The following is an 18,967-nucleotide window of genomic DNA, read 5'->3' as shown; positions in this document are numbered from 1 at the left end:
GCAAAGGCAGCTGTTTTGAATCATTGCATCCAAACCAAATCACATGAGAAAAAACCTTTTGCTTTTGGCCCTTTATCTTTTGCCGGCTTCAGCATTCTCTCAGCAACCGGACTACTATTATGTAGCCGGCAAAATAATTGATGCCATTACCAGAACACCATTGCCCGGTGCTTCAGTCTTTGCTCAAAATACTACTATTGGCACAGCCGCTGATGCGGAAGGCAATTTTAAATTGAGCCTGCCCGATGGAGGATACGACCTTATCATCACCTGCATCGGTTACCAACCAGAGATTATAAGGATCAGTGCATCTGAAAATAACAGTAAACACACAGTAATTGAATTAAAGCAAAAAGATAAGTCGCTTAAAGATGTAGTTATATCCAATGAATTGGCCGATGGCTGGGAGAAGTATGGTGCTTTCTTCCTGGAAAATTTTATAGGAAGAACCACTAATAGTAATTCCTGCTCTATTGCCAACAAGGAAGTATTAAAATTTTATTTCTCCGCTAAAAAAAATACCTTAAAAGTGTTGGCAGATTCTCCATTGATAATTGTAAATGAGGCACTGGGGTACAGGATAAAATATACACTGGTTACCTTTAATTATGATTATGATAAACTTGTAACTTTTTACAAAGGATATCCTTTCTACGAGGAAATGGAACCCAAAGATGCAATGCAGAAAGTAAATTGGGAAGGTGCCAGGCAAAAAGCTTACAATGGTTCTATGATCCATTTTATGAGAAGCCTCTATAGTAAACAACTGAAGGAAAATGGGTTTGATATTAAATACCTGAAAAAAAGATCTGGTGAAAAGGAAACCCTTGTACCGGTTTTAAATTATTACCAGTTTCTCAGCTACGAAATTGATGACAGTACACAAGATGTAATGGTATTACCGGAGAAAAATGAGGTGGTTATTATTTATAATAAGGATGCTCCCGAACAAACTTATGTAAAAGCCGACCCCACCGCATCTCTAAAATATCAGTTATCTGTTTTAACCTTTAAACCTGCACAAGTAATTGGTGTAGAAGTAAATGGGTATTATTTTGAACAGACCTGTATTACAAAAAGCGGCTACATGGCCTGGATGAGAATGGCTGATACCTTGCCTTATGACTTTAAAATAAAATAATTTTTTGTCCCTGCGAAAATAATTGATACACCTGCCGGAACCTGGTATCCGGCAAGTGTCTTTTGCATATCCACCCTTGTTAGATACGCTTCAACAAAACTGACAACTTATGACAATCGCTAACCGCTGCTTTTTTATGGTAAATCTCTTATTTGCATTATCTGCCGGTGCACAGACCATAGAAAAAAAAGATGCCGCTGCAAATGCCATTATTTCTTTTGAAATCATGCATGTGCATTTTGATAAGGACACCTATCTGCCCGGCGAGACCGTCTGGTTTAAAGCCTACCTCTACAACGTAAATGCAATTTCTATTGCAGCTACCAATTTTTATGCGGCCATTTATGATGATAAAGGAAAACTGATTCAGCAAAAACAATATCCCATAGTTGAAGGTAGTTGCTACGGAGATTTTGTAATACCTGATAGTATAGAAAGCAACCGGATACAATTCAGGGCATTTACAAAAGCAATGATAATTGAAGACAGTACTAATGTGTACCAGAAAATTATAAATGTTTACAACAAAGCCAATAATACAGAGAATGTTGCATTAAACAAAGGCGAACAATTACTATTCTTTCCGGAAGGAGGCCACGTAGTAGCGGAGTTGCAAAATTATATTGCTTTTAAAAGCACTTATGCAGATGGAAAACCTGCGCAGACAAACGGACAAATTATAGAAGTGGAAAGAAATAAAGTAGTGGATACTTTTTTTACTAATGCAATGGGCCTTGGCAAACTATTGTTGATCCCATCTCCCAGAAAAAATTACAAAGCGGTCTGGAAAGATGATAATGGCATTGTAAGGGAAACGCCTTTGCCAATGATCAATCGTTATGGTGTTTCTTTTCATGCAGAAATAGCGGAAAAGAAATTGCAATACCTGGTGGCAAGGAACCGTACCAACGACAGCTTAAGCGAATTGCACCTGCTGGCGCAAATGGGCAATTACAAAGTGTATAAAGCAGATATTGTTTTACCAAACGAAATGGAAATGGCCCAGGTTGGTTTTTCTATTGATTCTATACCCGCAGGTTTAATGCAACTCACCTTATTTGATAAGCATTGGAACATATTGCAGGAAAGAATGGTGTTTATTAATAATGAAGGGATGCAGCAACCGGTTATAAAAAGAGATACGATTGCTGCAGGTCCTAAAGCAAAGAACACAATTACTATCAGTTTGCCCGATACGATATTCACTAATTTGTCAGTGTCGATAGCGGATATTAATTTTTACGACCCTTCCAGTACCCATTCTATTACACAAGACCTTTTGCTAAATACGCAATTAAATGGCCTTGATCTTAATCTGGGTTCGGTGTTGTTAGCAGATAAAAAAAATATCATAGACCTGGTTTTGCTTACACAACAATGGAAAAAATATGATTGGCAAAAATCGACAGATCAAGTGAACCTTGCCGGGGAGCCGTTAGACAATTATATAACCCTTGCTGTTAATTACAAAGAAAAGAACCAGGTATTGCCCGAAGGCGAATCACTTAACCTTATTATAAAAGGCACAGGGGCAGCAAAACAATTGTATAACCTGAAACCCATTAATCAAACAGCATTCAAAAAAAATGAGCTGTTATTCTTTGATTCTGTAAAAGTGATTTATCAGACAGATAAAAATAAAGCACTGGGTAGCTACATGTCGGTTTACAAAGATGATACCTTGGCTGTACCTGCGTTAGTAAATGTTTTGCAGCCACAAAATATTGCAGCATCTGTTAAACCAGAAATACAAAACAACAGTCTTGCTTCTTTCCTGCTGTACAAACCCGGCAGGTTCAATGCTGAGCAAACCATTAAAGAAGTTGTAGTAAAATCCAGGTTAAAACATAATCCGGAATTGGTACGCATTGAAGAACTGGATAAAATATATACTACAGGAATGTTTAGTGGAACCGTAAGAGGTTTTCAGTTGAATGTATTAGATGACCCTACTGCTAAACCCAATAGCGACGTGGCAAGCTATGTAACATACAGGATATCGGGTGTAAAAATAATTGATGATGAATGGTCTCATGAAAAATATTTTGTGGCAGAAGCTACTGTAGGATTAGGATGGAAACAAATTCAGCCAATTCCCATGTTTCTAGATGAGCAGCCGGTTAAAAGTATAGGTAATTACGATTTGTCACAGGTGGCTTACATCAAATACATTCCGGGTATCGTTATAAATAGTTCTTTCAGGTCTACCATAGGTGCTATATATGTTTATTTAAGAAAAGGAAATGAAGCAGAGCCAGAAGGGAATAGTAATATGCATTCGGTGTACATTAAAGGCTATAATACACAAAAGGATTTTCTAAATCCTGATTACAACAATAAGGATATAGCAAAAACACCCGACTTGCGCACTACAGTTTACTGGAACCCTAACGTTATAATGGATAAAACGAATAATACCATTAAAATTGATTATTTTAATAATGATATTTCAAAGAAACTACTGCTTAAAATTGAAGGAATAAATGCAAAGGGGCAATTAATTTATATCGAAAAAGTAATTGAGTGAAATGGTTAAATGGATTGTAATAGTAAATCTTTTTTTTGTTCTGCCTGCTTATGCCCAGACGGAAGAAAAAAATAGTGTGACTGCTGATTCAATTATCTCATTTGAAACCATGCATGTGCATTTTGATAAAGATATTTATTTGCCCGGAGAAACCATTTGGTTTAAAGCCTACCTCTACAGTATAGACGAAGTGTCTTATGCTGCCACTAATTTTTACGCCGCTATCTATGATGATAAAGGAAAATTGATTCAGCAAAAGCAATACCCTATTATAGAAGGGAGCTGCAATGGCGATTTTGAGATACCCGATACTATTGAATATAGCAGGATACAATTCAGGGCATTTACAAAAACCATGATTGCAGAAGATACCAACAACGTGTATCAACGGGTAGTTAAAGTCTATCAAAAAAATAATAGAAATAGTAATCCTGCTGTTAAACAAAAATCACTGCAGGTTTTTGCTGAAGGAGGGCAGGCTGTTGCAGAGTTGCAAAACTTTTTTGGGTTTAAAGCAATGTATGCAGATGGTGCCGCAGCAATAATAAAAGGCGAGATAATAGAGGTGGAAACCGGTAAGGCAATAGATTCTTTTTTTACTGATAGTACAGGAATGGGTAAGCTGCTGTTAATACCCCGGCCACGTATAAGTTATAAAGCAGTTTGGGAAGATGATAATGGTATTGAACAAGAGCTTGCGTTGCCCGCTATTAAAAGATTTGGTGTATCATTTCATGCGGAGGTTGTTGGCAGGGAATTGCAGTATACACTTGCCAGGAACAAAACCAACGATAGCTTAAGCCTCCTGCATATCGTGGCACAGATGGGCAACTACAAAGTGTACAAAGCTGATTTGGTTTTGCCCAATGAAATGGAACTGTCAACTGCAAAGTTCCCTGTCGATTCTTTGTCAACCGGCTTAATGCAACTTACTTTGTTTGATAAAGGATGGAACAAGTTACAGGAACGTTTGATTTTTATTAATACTGATGATAATAGTGGGCAGGTTACCGTGACATGTGATACCGTTAGTATTTTACCTAAAGGAAAAAATATTCTAAGTATCAGGTTATCCGATACATTGTTCACCAATTTATCTGTTTCAATAGCAGATGTCAATTTTTATGACCAGGCAAACACACATTCTATCCGGCAGGATCTTTTATTAAATACCCGGCTTAAATCACTAACACAAAACACCGATGCATTATTACAATCAGAAGACCGCAATGCCATTGACCTGGTTTTGTTATCACATCAATGGAGAAAGTTTGATTGGAAAAAAGCAATAGATAAAAAAGAAATTAAACCGGCACTGTCAGACCACTATATTTCACTGGGTGTTGAGTATAAAGAAAAGAACTTAACCTTACCGGCGAATGACGGGCTTAACCTCTTTATAAGTAACAACGGTATGGGTAAACAGTTTTATAATGTAAAACCTGCTGGTCCTGCTACATTTAAAAAATCTGATCTTGTATTTTTTGATTCTGCAAAAGTGGCTTATCAAATGGATATCAATAAAGCAGTGGTAAATTATCTGACCATAAAAAGAGAAGATACTATGCCTGTTCCGCAATTGATTTCTGCCTTGCCTGCAGAAATCTATGCTGCTACCGTAAAAGCAGCATCCCAAAATAACAGCTATGAAAATTTTTATTCAACTGCCCATACAAAATTTAATGATTTGCAAACGATCAAAGGAGTGGTGATAAAATCTAAGTATAAAGGCAATCCGATAACAGAGCGTATAAATGAATTGGATAAATTTTACACCTCCGGTATGTTTAGCGGAACAACAAGAGGCTTTCAGTTAAATGTAATTGATGATACATTTGGCGTTGCAGCAAATCGTGATATAAAAGATTATTTGCGTTTCAGGTTACCGGGGCTGAATTTACGTGATAACAAGTTTGGTGAAAAACGTACAATGATTGTTCCTCGCAATGGAACAAATGCCGTAATTGATACTATTTTTCTTACCAGGATATTTATCAATGAAGTGGATGTAACTCCTGAGCCTATACCTACTCCGTCTGGTCCCATTAGTCCGGGAGATCCTATGGAGCTTTTAAATTTGGCTGATATTGCGTATGTAAAATATATTCCCGGTATAGTGATCGGTGCAGGTTTTAATACTTCCACCGGGGCTATATTTATATACACCAAAACCGGCCGGGAAAAAGGCCCTCCGGTAAAAGGTTTGCCCTTTGTATATATCAAAGGCTACAATTCGCCCCGGGAATTTACCGGTCCGGATTACAGCGACAAAACACAGCTGAAACAGCCCGATTTTCGCACTACATTATACTGGAACCCTTATGTAATACTCGATAAAACCACCCGTACGTTTAAAATTGACTATTATAATAATGACGTCTCAAAAAAACTCCTGCTTAAAATAGAGGGCGTAAATGCCGCCGGCAAGCTGGTTTCAGTAGAAAAAATACTGGATTAAAGGGCCTTTTACAGCTTCCCAGTAAAGATTTTTAAAATATTTTGGCTAATCGCTGTTTCGTAATTATCTTCGTTATCCTTTTTTAAGGAGAAACCCTATTTAGTAACAACCAAAAATTTCTATTTTATGGCTGTAAAAATGAGACTGCAAAGACATGGCTCAAAGAAGAGACCATTCTATTTCATCGTAGTCGCAGACGGCAGAAGTCCACGTGACGGTAAATTCATTCAAAAATTAGGTACGTACAATCCTTTGACGGTTCCTGCTACAATTCAGGTAGATCGTCAGAAAGCATTGGATTGGCTGCAAAAAGGTGCACAACCCACCGACACTGTACGCCGCATCCTTTCTTTCAAAGGCGTGTTATACCTGAAGCATTTACTGCGTGGTGTAGGCCTGGGTCTGTTTGATGAAGCAGCAGCTATGGAGAAGTTTACGAAGTGGAGCAGTGAGCATGATGCTCATATTGCAAAACGCCAGGGTGCACATAAAAAGGCACGTATGGACAAACGTAACCAACCAGTAGTTCGCAAAGTTGAAGCTCCCGTAGCTTCAGCAGCACCAGCAGAAGAAACCAAGACAGAAGAATAATACCTCTGTTTCGTTAATTCATTTAAGTTCCGTTATTTTTTAGCGGAACTTTTTTTTTTACATGGTCTTACGCCCACGTCTGACCATGTAATTTTAATGCCGGAATAAACAATAATGTGCAACCTGAAAAGCACGCTGCTGACACGACTAATAATTAAACTATTTTTGCAACGCAAAACAGCTGTATTTAAAACCGGCAACTAAAAACTACCCCATGGCAGAATATTTTAAAATAGGTAAACTGGCTGCAAGTACCGGCTTAAAAGGCGAACTCGTATTACAGCATAACCTCGGTAAAAAAACAGCATTCAAAGGCCTGGAAGCTATTTTTTTAGAAGAGAAGAAAGATAGTTTTATGCCGTACTTTATTCAATCTGCACAAATAAGAAGTGAGAGCGAAACGGTAATAAAATTAGAAGGTATTGATATAATGGAAGTGGCCAGGAAATTAACACCCAAAGAAGTGTGGATAACAGCAGATGATTTTAAAAAGTTTGCCGTCAAATCTTCACCCATTGCCATGCTTGGCTTTATGATGGTGAATGATGGCGAAGAGATCGGTGTGATAGAAGAAGTGATTGAGCAACCGCACCAGATACTTTGCAGCATCACCTACAATGGCAAAGAAGCATTGATTCCTGTTCATGAAGATAGCCTGGAAAAACTGGACACAAAAAACCGTAAAGTATTTGTAACACTTCCGGATGGGTTACTGGAAATTTATAAATAGAAATTTTTAATCCCTTCTCCTCTGCATTGCAGAAGTGTCAATGCTAAATTCAGTAAATTACAGTGTGAAAGCTCCGCAACGCATCATAGCACACTTCGACCTTGATTCATTTTTTGTTTCGGTAGAAATACTGAACAATCCTTCATTAAAAGATAAACCTGTAATTGTTGGCGGCAGGGAACGTGGTGTGGTTGCAGCATGCAGCTATGCCGCAAGAAAATTTGGTATTCATAGTGGTATGCCTTCTAAAAAAGCATTTCAGTTATGTCCGCATTTAATTGTTGCCAATGGCAGCAGGGGAGAGTATAGCCGCTACAGCCGCTGGGTTACGCAAATTATTGCAGCTAAAGCGCCGCTTTTTGAAAAAGCCTCTGTTGATGAATTTTACATCGACCTAACCGGGATGGAAAAATTTTTTAACCCGCTGCAATGGACCATCGATTTGCGCCAGGAAATTATTAATGAAACCCAACTACCCATTTCATTTGGATTGGCCAGCAATAAAATGATGGCTAAAATTGCTACTGACGAAGCCAAACCCAATGGCTATTTACAGGTGCCATTCGGTATGGAAAAAGAATTTTTGGCACCTATGCCAGTCAATAAAATTCCGGGAGTAGGAGATCATACTTATGAATCTTTGAAAGCAATGGGGATATACACCATCAAAGATATCAGCGAAAGAAAAATTGAAGAATTAGAAGAACGGTTAGGCAAATGGGGTGTTGACTTATGGCATAAAAGCCATGGTATCCATAATGGTGAAGTATCGCAATACCACGAGGCAAAATCGGTAAGTACAGAAAATACTTTTGATGAAAATACAACGGATGTTGATTTTTTAATGAGCGAATTAGTAAGAATGGTAGAGCGTATCGCTTATGAACTAAGGCAGGATGAAAAAGTGGCCGGCTGTGTGGCAGTAAAGATCCGTTATCCTGATTTTGAAACCACATCAAGACAAACCACTATTCCATATACCTGTGCCGATGATGAAATTATCCCGGTAGCAAAAGAATTATTTAAAAAATTATGGAAGAAGGGCAGCCCGGTACGACTGCTGGGGGTACGTTTGAGCGAACTTACCAATGATGCGGTGCAAACTAATTTGTTTGATGATGTGGAAAGAAAAACAGACTTGTACAAAGCCATCGATAATGTAAAAGGAAGATTTGGAAAGGCTTCAGTTAAAAGAGCCTCTTCAAACTGAGGTTAAATTCACGATTCACCACTCACGATTCATGACCCTTATTCCGGTGTATCAATCAGATCATGCAATGTTTTCTTTTCTAAAATTTTCAGTGTAGCATCTCTTGTATAAGCCATGGCTTTATTTAAACCGCAGGTGGCTTCATCGCAATCTTTACATTTTTCATAAAAATTCAGGCTTACGCAGGGTATCATGGCAATAGGTCCATCCACTATACGGATGGCAGAAGCCAACGTGGTTTTTTTAGGTGAATTAGCTAAAAAATAACCGCCGCCTTTACCTTTCTTACTATCTAAAACGCCTTTGTTTTTCAACTGCAAAAGAATACTTTCCAAAAACTTGATGGGGATCTTTTTCTTCCTGGCAATTTCAGAAATTAATACCGGCCCCTGACCGTATTTAGACGCCAGGTAACCCAGGGCTTTAAGTCCGTATTGTGTTTTTTTAGAGAGCATAGCATCAAATATAACACAAAGTTAAAAAATATTTTTAAATAATAGTCTATTTAATCAGTAGAGTAATTATATTTGTGACTTAAATAACATTATTATGAGTTTAAGACTAGGGGACATAGCTCCCAACTTCCAGGCAAAAACATCTTTGGGCGAAATTGACTTTTATGAATATTTAGGTAATTCATGGGGTATCCTGTTTTCTCATCCTGCGGATTATACACCTGTATGTACCACCGAACTGGGCCGTACTGCCGCTTTAAAAGATGAGTTTGCCAAACGCAATGTAAAAGTACTGGCATTAAGTGTTGACCCTGTTGATAAACATTTAGGCTGGATCGGCGATATTAACGAAACACAAAACTGCTCTGTTGACTTTCCTATTATTGCGGATGACGACAGGAAGGTTTCTGAATTATATGATTTTATTCATCCTAATGCTTCCGCAACGGCAACGGTGCGTTCTTTAGTAATTATCGGGCCGGATAAAGCGGTGAAATTAATCATCACTTACCCTGCATCTACCGGAAGAAATTTTGTGGAAGTATTAAGGGTAATTGATTCTTTACAACTTACCGCTAACTACAGTGTGGCTACACCCGCTAACTGGGCAGCCGGCGAAAAAGTAATTGTAGTACCTGCAGTAAGTACAGAAGATGCTATAAAAAAATTCCCTAAAGGTGTGGAAATTGTAAAACCTTATTTGCGTTATACACCACAGCCAAATCTTGATTAATCAGTTCTTGTATTTTTAGTTTAAGCCGCTCTTTGAGCGGCTTTTTTTTGCCACGGATTACACAGATTTTCACGGATTATTTTATCTGTGTTAAATCGTGTAATCCGTGGTTTATTTTTTAAGAGAGTTTTTTTAGTTGCTGCAATAATGCCCTCATATCTTTCGGGAGTGCTGCGGTTAAATTAAAATCATTGCCTTCGGCATCAGTAAATTTTAAGCAATAAGAATGTAGTGCCAGGCGATTGAGCATCGGCTTTTCTTCTTCATCGTGTTTGCTCAGTTTAAATTTCTTTTTGAGCGAAGATAATAACACGGGCTTACCATCTCCATACAGGTCATCGCAGGCTAACGGGTGGCCCATGTTTTTGCAATGTACCCGTATCTGGTGTGTACGCCCTGTATGCAATTGAAATTGTAATAATGAAAATGATTTATGCTCTTCAATTACTTCATAATCTGTAACCGAAGGCTTGCCATTGCGGTGCACTACCATTAAACCTTTGTGAATGGTATGTTCGCTGATAGGCGCATCAATAGTGCCTGATTTTACGGCAGGTGAACCATGCACAATGCCCTGGTAATATTTCTCCACTCTTCTTTCTTCAAATGCAAGCGATAAAAATTTATGAGCAGCTTCATTCTTTGCAAATACTATAAGCCCGCTGGTATCTCTATCTATACGATGTACAGTAAAAATGCTGCCATATTTAGTGATCAGCATATCTTTTAATGATACTTCACTCTGTGTTCTGTCGGGGATAGATAAAAGGCCGGCAGGTTTGTTGATGGCAACAAAATTTTCATTTTCAAAAACAATAGCTTCTGAAAGTTTAAAAGGCGGAGCACTTCTTTTATTGCCGGAGAATTCGAATTCTGGTAACATTAAAACTTATTTCTTTTTTGAAGCATTCATGTATTTCAACAGGCGGATTTCTTTATCACTCAGGTAACGCCACTTGCTTCTTTCTACATTTTTTTTGGTAAGATTTGCGTACATCACACGGTCAAGGCCCTTTACATCATAACCCAAATGCTCAAATATGCGGCGCACAATACGGTTGCGGCCACTATGTATTTCTATACCGATGATGGATTTGTCTTTGCTATCAGCATAAGCCAGGCTGTCTACATTAATTTCACCGTCTTCCAATTTTAATCCTTTCACGATCTTATCAAAATCAGTTTTTGCTAAAGGCTTGTCTAATTTTACTTCGTAGATCTTTTTTATTTCGTAGCTGGGATGCGATAATTTTTGCGTCAGGTCACCATCATTGGTCAGCAATAAAACACCTGAAGTATTTCTGTCTAAACGGCCAATGGGGTATACTCTTTCTGTAGTGGCTTTTTGTATCAGCTGCAATACTGTTTTTCTTCCCTGCGGATCATCAGTAGTGGTAATATAATCTTTTGGCTTATTCAATAAAATGTACACCAGGTTCTTGGTAACAAATAATTTTTTGGTATTAAAAACCACTTCATCCGTTTCTTTTACTTTATAACCCGGCTCTGTTGCAACAGTGCCATTTATTTTTACTTTACCGGCGATGATTAAGGCCACGGCATCCCTGCGGGAGCATACGCCGCAATGCGCCATAAATTTATTCAGCGGCATTACACCGGTTGGTGCATTGTCATTTGCTGCAACTGCTTTTTCCGATTTGGAATGGGGCGTTTTTGCAGCGCCGCCTGTAGGTTTAAATTTTGGAGTAGTACGGGTGCTGTTGTTATCGGCTACAGGTTTTGCCTCTTGCTTACCGCCTGTTGCCAATTTCCCTTTTGAATTATCAGCAGCCTTTGGCGCCATACCATTCTTCTTTGCCATCCTGGCCTGGTATTCTTCTTCTTTTTTCTTTTCAAAAAAAGCATTGCGCTCTTTACGATAGGTTTTCTTTTCCTGGCGTATTTCTTCTTTAATAACGCTGTTCTTTTTCTTTACGGTAAATTTCTGAAACGGAGACTGGCTCATACTATGAAGTGATTTACTGTTTTACAACAGGAGTGAGGTGCAAAGGTAACAAAAAAAAGCGAATCCGGGGATTCGCTGTATTACATAGGGGTAAAATGTTTTTATTTCACTGCCTTCTTCTCCGTTCTTGCTTTTTTCATGTCCTCCATTTTCTGTAACTGGTCAGGGGTAAATATTTTTTGGCGTGCCGCCTTCATTTCAGTTTTTAAGGCCATCAGCTTTTCTTTTTTTGCGGTTCTGTCCATGCGCTCATTTTCTTTAATAGCTTTTGCTTTTGCCATCATCTCTTCGTGCTGCGTTTTCATTGAAGTCACCTGCTTATCAGTAAGGTTTAATTTTGTTTTCATCTTATCCAGGTGTGCAGTGTAATGCGCTGCTGCTTTTGCCTTCTGCGCTGTTTTTAACTGCGCCATTTTATTCTTCTGTTCCGGGGTAAGCAGGCTTTGCATTTTTGCTTTTTGTTCTTTCTTCAATGCTGTCCTTTGGTCACGCTGTTCTTTTACAGTAATGTTCTCATTACTGTTCAATGCTTTCATTTTCTTTTTAAAATCTTCCCTGTACACGGTAGCCTGTTGTTTTTGTGCGTCAGAAAAATTTAGTTGCTGCGCCATGCGGTGATGGCGGTGCATTCTCCTGATCTTATGGTGGCGATGATGTTTACCGGGCTGTTTTCTTACTTCCGGTCTGTTGCCGGGTTTAACTGTTGCCGGAGTTGTTTGGGCACTGGCTGCAACTGAAATAATGGTGAGTGCCAGTATGGCTGCTAATATTTTTTTCATGGTAATTTTTATTTGTTATCAGACGTTGTATTGGGAGCAAGGTTTAATGACCTTGTATGCTGATGGCGATGTTGCCGTCTTAAATTCATGTTAATGCGGTGGTTGCGGATGCGGTCGGTTTTTATTGCCCGCTTTTTGAAACGTCTTTCTTTTTTATGAGCATGCCTTACAGCGCCGCTGCCTCTTTGTGCCTGGGCCGCCACAGACAACAGGATAAAAAAGATGGCGGCGATGATGATTTTCTTCATGGTAAAATTTTGTATTTACCAATGACTTAAAATGCGGGAGAAAGTTTAATGGGATAACAACATGGTCTGACGCCCCGTCTGACCATGTTACCCCTTATTCGCTAATTGTCCGCAGGCAGCATCAATATCTTTTCCCCTGCTGCGGCGCACCCGTACATTCACCCGGTGCTTTACAAGATGATCGGTAAAAAGTTGGGTGGTATCTTCATCCGGTTTGATGAAGGCCGCGCCTTCAATGGGATTATACTCAATTACATTCACTAAATGCGTAGGTATTTTGCGATAGATCTTTACCAGGTCTTCAGCATCTTCAATAGAATCATTCACATCTTTCAGCAAAATATATTCTAAAGTGATATCGTTTTTGGTATGCTCGTAAAAATAATTCAGTGCTTCAACCAGCGCTTCAATATTATTGCTTTCATTAATGGGCATGATCGTATCACGCTTTTTATCAGATGCAGCATGCAGCGACAATGCCAGGTTAAACTTCACTTTATCATCGCCCAGTTTTTTTATCATTTTGGCAACGCCTGCAGTAGATACGGTAATACGTTTCGGGCTCATACCTAATCCTTCGTTGCTGGTGATTTTATCTATTGCCTGTAATACATTGGCATAATTCAGTAAAGGCTCACCCATGCCCATAAAAACTATATTGCTCAGTTTTTTGTTGTACACTTTTTCACTTTGCTGGTTCAGTTGGGCCACCTGGTCGTAGATCTCATCAAAATTCAAATTTCGTTTGCGCTCCATTTTACCGGTGGCGCAAAAGGAGCAGGTAAGGCTGCAGCCGATCTGGGACGATACACAGGCCGTATTTCTCTTTTCCGTGGGAATAAGCACCCCTTCAATAAAATGCCCGTCAAATGTCTTAAAACGTGATTTTAAAGTGCCGTCGCCGCTGATCTGTGTGGCATCGGTGGTAATTGCCGGCAATGTAAAATGTTCAGCTAATTTGATACGTAACTCCTTGCTTAGGTTGCTCATATCATCAAAACTGGTGGCGCTTTTCTTCCATATCCACTCATAGGTTTGTATGGCACGGAATTTTTTATCCCCTATAGATTCAAAGTATTCTTTTAATTCGGGAAGGCTGAGTGTTCTGATATTTGTTACTGCTGACATGCTGCAAAGATAAACAGAGATTAATTATTATCGGGATTTCGTCAATTTGACGCTATTTCCGTTATTTGTAGTTTAATTTACGCTTCAATAAAAGCTCAGTAAAGAGATAAAGTACAAGAGTGCCCCGAATGCTTTCGGAGTAAACTCTGCCAATTAAGATGAACATAGCTTCTTAACCGGGCTCCAAAAAAATAATTATGCAAAATGTATATGTTGTTGATGCTATAAGAACGCCGATTGGAAAATATGGTGGCGCTTTAAGTAATATAAGGCCGGATGACCTGCTGGCCTACGTTATTAAAACTTTGATAAAAAGAAACGATGCCATTGATGTAAATGCCATTGAAGATGTGATTGCAGGGGCGGCTAACCAAAGCGGCGAAGACAATCGTAATGTGGCCCGTATGGCAGCATTGCTTGCCGGGTTACCCGTAACCGTTAGCGGTAATACAGTAAACCGTTTATGTGCCAGCGGGCTGCAGGCCATAATGGATGGGGCAAGGGCAATTGCCTGCGGCGATGGTGATCTGATTATTGCCTGCGGCGTTGAAAGTATGAGCAGGGCACCCTTTGTAATGCCCAAGGCTACAACAGCTTTCTCCAGGGAAAACCAGGTTTTTGATACTACACTGGGCTGGCGATTTGTAAATAAAAAATTATCGGAATTATATTACCCTTATACCATGGGAGAAACGGCAGAGAATGTTGCCCGCCAATGGAATATCAGCCGCAATGCACAGGATGAATTTGCCATGGAAAGCCAGCAGAAATATGCCCGTGCATTGGCAGCCAATAAATGGAGGGATGAAATTATTCCTTTACAGGTACAGGTGGGTAAAGATGTTTTTGATTTTGATAAAGATGAACATCCCCGTTTATCCAGTTTAGAAAAACTGGGGCAATTAAAGCCTGCATTTGCAAAAGATGGTACCGTTACAGCAGGTAATTCTTCCGGCATTAATGACGGCGCTGCTGCTATGTTACTGGCCAGTGAAGCGGCTGTAAAAAGATATGGGCTGCAGCCTATCGCAAAAATTGTAAGCATGGCTGTTGCCGGAGTTGACCCTTCGGTAATGGGTGTTGGGCCCGTGCCCGCAACCAAGAAAGCTTTGGAAAGAGCAGGGCTTACCGTTGCCGATCTTGACCTGGTGGAATTGAATGAAGCGTTTGCATCACAATCTATTGCCTGTATTTACGACCTGGGTTTAGACCTGGAAAAAGTAAATGTAAATGGAGGGGCCATAGCATTGGGGCATCCTTTAGGGTGCAGCGGTGTAAGAATTTCTACCACATTGTTGTATGAATTAAAACGCCGCAAAGCAAAATATGGATTGGCTACCATGTGTATTGGTGTAGGCCAGGGCGCTGCTGTTATTTACGAGGGTTTATAATTTGTACAGTAATTTTTTTACCAGGCGGAAATTTACCACTACTGATAATACCAGTAATACCAGTGCAATGGCAATTACACTCCAATGTATAAAGGGTGAAAGCTCTTCTTTACCTTTCATAAAAAAACGCTGAAAGCTCCAATGTAATAAGGCGGTTGCAGATACAGCAGCAATAACTACGGCAACGTACACCGGTATCCATTTTTTAGCTACGGTTTTACTCAGCCACTGCGGCGAATACCCCAATGTTAAAAGTAATTGCAGGTTTTCTTTGCTTCTGGCAATCATCAATTGTAAATAGAAGGAGAATAACACCATTGCCAATAAAATAACCAGTACACCAAAGCCCGCTAATCCGCTTACTATTGCCTGCAATACTTGTTTTATCCTGCCGAATTTTGTTTTGTCTTTATTAACGTGGTAGTTTTTTTGTTGTAAGAAATTCAGCAGCTCAGGATTGTTAGCATCTTTTGTTTTTATATAAATTCTGGACGGGTTGAAATTATCGATACCTGCATATTTTTTATTTGCCCATTCTAAAAAACTTTTGGGTAGCAGTACTGTATTGATCCTGTCGCTGAGTGCCACAATATTTCCTTTGTAAGAATCCCTGGCACCATTGCCGGAACAATCTAACTGAATAAAAACAGACGCAATTGTTTTTTCAGAAAACTGCGGCAGGTCCCTGCTGGGGGCAAAAAGCGTATTGTAAATTTCAAAATAATCTGATGATACAATAATTGGTATCACCTGGTCTCCGGGAGCCCATTTAAAAGAAGACGGCAATGTATCTAAAAAACTATTGTCAATGGCTTCTGCAAAAAAATCGGTGCTGAAGGGAAGCATACTGCCGCCATTAGCGTCTATTACAAATTTGTTGCCGATCAATGGCGATACATCATCAAGGAACTTCTGTTGTTTTAATTCTGCTAAATCGGCGGCAGAAAAACTATGATCGCTTACCATATTCTCATCGGTGATATTTTTGGTAATGGCTATAAAATCAAACCCGTTTTTTTTAGGACTTTTATTTTTTAAAAGCTCATTAATGTTGATATACATCTGCACCGAACATAATAATAATAACACACCAATACCCAATCCGATATAGCTTAACCAGCGGCTGGCTTTATTTTCACCGGTATTTAAAAAAGGCGCTATGTTTTTAAAAGAAAGCATTGAGTAGGTTGATTAGTTAATTGTTTAACTTGTTCATTTGGTTATAAATGCAATGTTCTGTCTGCTTTAAAATATTCTATGGCTTTTAGATCTGCCAGTATTATGGACGCCTTTCTTAATTCTGCTTCTTCTTCCATTAATTCCATGGCTTTTTTTCTATTGTTCTCATCCAGGTGGCTGAAGGGTTCATCTAACAATAAAAAATGAAAGGGTTGTTGTAGAGAACGGATGATGGCAATGCGTTGCTGCTCGCCATAGCTACACGTTGTACAAAGTTTATTTAACTTATTTTCTATGCCCAGCCGTTTTGCCATTGCTGTAATTTTACTTTCAGTATGGTAAGGATTTAGCTGTCTTTTAATATCTAAATTTTGCAACACGGTCTGTTCAGGAAATAAACGCAAATCCTGGAAGACAATGCTGATACTTTGCTGCCTGTACATGGCAAATTTTTCCGCATCAAAATTTTTGATGGAATTGCCGTCATACAAAATAATGCCGTTGTAATCCTTTCTTAAGCCGTATAAAAAATGAATGAGTGACGTCTTACCGCTGCCACTCGGCGCAACGATCTGTATCTTTTCGCCGGTATTAAAAACAACATTGCTGTTCCATAGCTGTGAGTTGGAAATCTTTTCTTCTTCAATAAAAGTGGGAACTAAATTTTGCAGTTGTATTTGCATGGGCCGAAGATAAAATAAAAACCTATAAGGTATTACTGCTTATAGGTTTTTAAAATTGTTACCTGTAATTATTTATGCTTTTTAACTGGTGGCGGTGGAACAGCAACGCTTATAGAATCCGGCTTTATTTCTTCAATTGTAACATCGTTCATCTGACGTTTTTTATCCCGTTCCATTTTCAGCTTACCTAACAATCCTACATATTGATTCAATTGTTTTAAGCTGTTGGTGTTTTTATCCATTAAATTTACTTCAAGCGATTGCGTAATTCCTCCATCTTCGAATTGGCCCCCTTTCATGTACAAATTGTCCCACATTTTAACAGACGCATCATACACAATTTTTGCGCTGCTGTCTTTGGTTAAATTACTTTCTATTGCTTTTAAAATAAACTGGAAGTTTACATAGCCGCCAACGGGGTTACCACTGATCTTACTTAAAAAATCAAAATTATTATTCGCTTTTCCGGCAATATAATTGTCTGTATTTTCTTTTACATTACCAATAGCAAAATATTTGCCGTCACTTTTATAACTAACGGGTATACTGGCAGGTAAATTACCTCCCAGTTTTTCTCCTGCTTTAATTAAAAGATTAAACGCATCCTTATCACCAATTGAAGCAGCGAAAATAACATCAGGTTCTACAATACCATCATTGTTTGTACCCATACTGTTGGCCGTGTCGGTATTGGCTTTTTGTTTCAGGTCTGTCAATGCAAATACAATATCTCCTTTATTTGCTTTAATAAAATCATCCAGGCCAAAACCTGCAAATGCAAGTCCCATATTAGCATAGCCTTCCACACCCAGTAATTTCAAGAATTCTTTTATGCCCTCTGGTTTAAAACTCATGGCAAATACGGCAGCAACATCTTTAACAGGCAAATGCTTTATCATGTCCTCATCAATATTTTTACCGCCATATTTTTTATACAACTCAGTTAATTCTTTACCGGCATAACTTTTAGCATCCATTAAAATCTTTCCGTTTTCAAAATTAATAGCCGCCGCCGTAATACTTCCTTTGTATAAATTATCCAGTTTCAACATTGCTAATGCCGGATTATTCATACCGCTCTTATACAATTCCTCGCTGTTCATCCAGAAATGAATATCACCTGTTTTTTTAACCATTTTTGTGAACTTCTCGTTTTCGCCAAGTGAATTACTTTCTTTGATATCAAAAAGCTCTTTACAGGTGTTAAACAGGTCCCTCGTCTGCTTATCCATGTAAGCATGCATGTCCAGTTGCGGCGCATTTACTATCAATAAAAATCTTTCTTTATTCCAGCCCACACACATGGGTGATTTACTGATGAATTTAATGCCATCTTTTTCATTTTCACTTCCGCCTTCGCTGGCATCCAAAAAGAACAACCTGAATTTTTCTGCATCTTTAACTGTTCCTGTAAACCCGATAATGCCGCCTGCTGAATCTTTTTGTGCAAAAAATGACAGGTCGGTTTTTACATCAATACCACTGTTATCGGGATTATTCAACGCATTTTTTACAAATGGCGGAACAGTGCTATCTGCATACATTTCCTGGAACAAGGGATTTTGTTTTACTTCATCCCATGGTAATTTGGTAGACAAGGAAGCCCCGTTGATATGTACAGCAATGGCGGCATCTTTCGGCACATACCTGCCTTCCTTATTGTTTTTTTTGCAGGATGCTAAAAGCAGGATTGATACAGCAACCAGTAAATGGATACGAAAACGTGTTTGCATAAAATTGATTTTTGA

17 protein-coding genes are annotated in these 18,967 nt (G+C 38.8%); 8 read left to right on the top strand and 9 right to left on the bottom strand.

Features of this window, described 5'->3' with window-relative positions; translation table 11 throughout:
• Positions 1-43 precede the first annotated feature (43 nt).
• The 6 genes from ACYVM0_RS09560 (at position 44) to dinB (ending at position 8,657) form a co-directional block, all read left to right on the top strand.
• Positions 44-1,141: a carboxypeptidase-like regulatory domain-containing protein gene (locus ACYVM0_RS09560; protein WP_460555993.1), complete on the top strand. Its 1,098-nt coding sequence runs from the start codon at positions 44-46 to the stop codon at positions 1,139-1,141.
• A gap of 109 nt (positions 1,142-1,250) precedes the next feature.
• Positions 1,251-3,668 (top strand): hypothetical protein, encoded by a 2,418-nt coding sequence (locus ACYVM0_RS09555; protein ID WP_460555990.1) that lies wholly within the window; start codon positions 1,251-1,253, stop codon positions 3,666-3,668.
• A 1-nt stretch (position 3,669) separates the two neighbouring features.
• On the top strand, positions 3,670-6,126 hold the full coding sequence (locus ACYVM0_RS09550) for a hypothetical protein (RefSeq protein WP_460555987.1): 2,457 nt from the start codon (positions 3,670-3,672) through the stop codon (positions 6,124-6,126).
• A 126-nt stretch (positions 6,127-6,252) separates the two neighbouring features.
• Positions 6,253-6,717 (top strand): 30S ribosomal protein S16, encoded by a 465-nt coding sequence (rpsP, locus tag ACYVM0_RS09545; protein ID WP_430989400.1) that lies wholly within the window; start codon positions 6,253-6,255, stop codon positions 6,715-6,717.
• A gap of 214 nt (positions 6,718-6,931) precedes the next feature.
• Positions 6,932-7,447 (top strand): ribosome maturation factor RimM, encoded by a 516-nt coding sequence (locus ACYVM0_RS09540; protein ID WP_460555984.1) that lies wholly within the window; start codon positions 6,932-6,934, stop codon positions 7,445-7,447.
• Positions 7,448-7,511: 64 nt separating this feature from the next.
• Positions 7,512-8,657, top strand: a complete 1,146-nt coding sequence (gene dinB / locus ACYVM0_RS09535) for a DNA polymerase IV (protein WP_460555981.1) — start codon at positions 7,512-7,514, stop codon at positions 8,655-8,657.
• Positions 8,658-8,695: 38 nt separating this feature from the next.
• Here the strand turns inward: dinB and ACYVM0_RS09530 are convergent, their stop codons facing one another.
• Positions 8,696-9,112, bottom strand: coding sequence for an RrF2 family transcriptional regulator (locus ACYVM0_RS09530; protein WP_460555978.1), 417 nt, complete (start codon positions 9,110-9,112; stop codon positions 8,696-8,698).
• A gap of 94 nt (positions 9,113-9,206) precedes the next feature.
• On the opposite strand from ACYVM0_RS09530, the gene ACYVM0_RS09525 reads away from it, so the two are divergent.
• Positions 9,207-9,845: a peroxiredoxin gene (locus tag ACYVM0_RS09525; protein WP_460555975.1), complete on the top strand. Its 639-nt coding sequence runs from the start codon at positions 9,207-9,209 to the stop codon at positions 9,843-9,845.
• A gap of 118 nt (positions 9,846-9,963) precedes the next feature.
• On the opposite strand, the gene ACYVM0_RS09520 is transcribed toward ACYVM0_RS09525, so the two are convergent.
• The 5 genes from ACYVM0_RS09520 to rlmN all read right to left on the bottom strand — a co-directional run bounded on the left by ACYVM0_RS09520 (position 9,964) and on the right by rlmN (position 13,966).
• Positions 9,964-10,728, bottom strand: coding sequence for an RluA family pseudouridine synthase (locus ACYVM0_RS09520; RefSeq protein WP_460555972.1), 765 nt, complete (start codon positions 10,726-10,728; stop codon positions 9,964-9,966).
• A gap of 6 nt (positions 10,729-10,734) precedes the next feature.
• Positions 10,735-11,811 (bottom strand): pseudouridine synthase, encoded by a 1,077-nt coding sequence (locus tag ACYVM0_RS09515; protein WP_460555969.1) that lies wholly within the window; start codon positions 11,809-11,811, stop codon positions 10,735-10,737.
• Between the two features lie 101 nt (positions 11,812-11,912).
• Positions 11,913-12,590, bottom strand: a complete 678-nt coding sequence (locus ACYVM0_RS09510; RefSeq protein WP_460555966.1) for a hypothetical protein — start codon at positions 12,588-12,590, stop codon at positions 11,913-11,915.
• Between the two features lie 8 nt (positions 12,591-12,598).
• A complete protein-coding gene (locus tag ACYVM0_RS09505; protein ID WP_460555963.1) occupies positions 12,599-12,838 on the bottom strand; it encodes a hypothetical protein in 240 nt (79 codons plus the stop codon).
• 87 nt (positions 12,839-12,925) lie between these two features.
• Positions 12,926-13,966: a 23S rRNA (adenine(2503)-C(2))-methyltransferase RlmN gene (gene rlmN / locus ACYVM0_RS09500; RefSeq protein WP_460555960.1), complete on the bottom strand. Its 1,041-nt coding sequence runs from the start codon at positions 13,964-13,966 to the stop codon at positions 12,926-12,928.
• A 197-nt stretch (positions 13,967-14,163) separates the two neighbouring features.
• Here rlmN and ACYVM0_RS09495 point away from each other — a divergent pair, with 197 nt between their 5' ends.
• Positions 14,164-15,357 carry a thiolase family protein gene (locus ACYVM0_RS09495; protein ID WP_460555957.1) on the top strand — a complete coding sequence of 398 codons (1,194 nt, stop codon included), beginning with the start codon at positions 14,164-14,166 and terminating at the stop codon, positions 15,355-15,357.
• Here ACYVM0_RS09495 and ACYVM0_RS09490 read toward each other — a convergent pair.
• The 3 genes from ACYVM0_RS09490 to ACYVM0_RS09480 form a co-directional block, all read right to left on the bottom strand.
• Positions 15,352-16,536, bottom strand: coding sequence for an FtsX-like permease family protein (locus ACYVM0_RS09490; RefSeq protein WP_460555954.1), 1,185 nt, complete (start codon positions 16,534-16,536; stop codon positions 15,352-15,354). The genes ACYVM0_RS09495 and ACYVM0_RS09490 overlap by 6 nt on opposite strands.
• A gap of 41 nt (positions 16,537-16,577) precedes the next feature.
• On the bottom strand, positions 16,578-17,219 hold the full coding sequence (locus ACYVM0_RS09485; protein WP_460555951.1) for a P-loop NTPase family protein: 642 nt from the start codon (positions 17,217-17,219) through the stop codon (positions 16,578-16,580).
• A gap of 68 nt (positions 17,220-17,287) precedes the next feature.
• Entirely contained in the window at positions 17,288-18,952 is a 1,665-nt protein-coding gene (locus ACYVM0_RS09480; RefSeq protein WP_460555948.1) for a DUF4836 family protein, read from the bottom strand.
• Between the last annotated feature and the right edge of the window lie 15 nt (positions 18,953-18,967).

It is taken from the genome of Ferruginibacter profundus (assembly GCF_054783275.1).
This window is presented reverse-complemented; position numbering and strand designations above follow the sequence as displayed.

What these genes read in the sequence shown, in the direction of transcription:
- ACYVM0_RS09560 (WP_460555993.1), top strand. Translation starts at nt 44, where the DNA reads ATGAGAAAAAACCTTTTGCTTTTGGCCCTTTATCTTTTGCCGGCTTCA.
- ACYVM0_RS09555 (WP_460555990.1), top strand. Translation starts at nt 1,251, where the DNA reads ATGACAATCGCTAACCGCTGCTTTTTTATGGTAAATCTCTTATTTGCA.
- ACYVM0_RS09550 (WP_460555987.1), top strand. Translation starts at nt 3,670, where the DNA reads ATGGTTAAATGGATTGTAATAGTAAATCTTTTTTTTGTTCTGCCTGCT.
- rpsP (WP_430989400.1), top strand. Translation starts at nt 6,253, where the DNA reads ATGGCTGTAAAAATGAGACTGCAAAGACATGGCTCAAAGAAGAGACCA.
- ACYVM0_RS09540 (WP_460555984.1), top strand. Translation starts at nt 6,932, where the DNA reads ATGGCAGAATATTTTAAAATAGGTAAACTGGCTGCAAGTACCGGCTTA.
- ACYVM0_RS09530 (WP_460555978.1), bottom strand. Translation starts at nt 9,112, where the DNA reads ATGCTCTCTAAAAAAACACAATACGGACTTAAAGCCCTGGGTTACCTG.
- ACYVM0_RS09525 (WP_460555975.1), top strand. Translation starts at nt 9,207, where the DNA reads ATGAGTTTAAGACTAGGGGACATAGCTCCCAACTTCCAGGCAAAAACA.
- ACYVM0_RS09520 (WP_460555972.1), bottom strand. Translation starts at nt 10,728, where the DNA reads ATGTTACCAGAATTCGAATTCTCCGGCAATAAAAGAAGTGCTCCGCCT.
- ACYVM0_RS09515 (WP_460555969.1), bottom strand. Translation starts at nt 11,811, where the DNA reads ATGAGCCAGTCTCCGTTTCAGAAATTTACCGTAAAGAAAAAGAACAGC.
- ACYVM0_RS09510 (WP_460555966.1), bottom strand. Translation starts at nt 12,590, where the DNA reads ATGAAAAAAATATTAGCAGCCATACTGGCACTCACCATTATTTCAGTT.
- ACYVM0_RS09505 (WP_460555963.1), bottom strand. Translation starts at nt 12,838, where the DNA reads ATGAAGAAAATCATCATCGCCGCCATCTTTTTTATCCTGTTGTCTGTG.
- rlmN (WP_460555960.1), bottom strand. Translation starts at nt 13,966, where the DNA reads ATGTCAGCAGTAACAAATATCAGAACACTCAGCCTTCCCGAATTAAAA.
- ACYVM0_RS09495 (WP_460555957.1), top strand. Translation starts at nt 14,164, where the DNA reads ATGCAAAATGTATATGTTGTTGATGCTATAAGAACGCCGATTGGAAAA.
- ACYVM0_RS09490 (WP_460555954.1), bottom strand. Translation starts at nt 16,536, where the DNA reads ATGCTTTCTTTTAAAAACATAGCGCCTTTTTTAAATACCGGTGAAAAT.
- ACYVM0_RS09485 (WP_460555951.1), bottom strand. Translation starts at nt 17,219, where the DNA reads ATGCAAATACAACTGCAAAATTTAGTTCCCACTTTTATTGAAGAAGAA.
- ACYVM0_RS09480 (WP_460555948.1), bottom strand. Translation starts at nt 18,952, where the DNA reads ATGCAAACACGTTTTCGTATCCATTTACTGGTTGCTGTATCAATCCTG.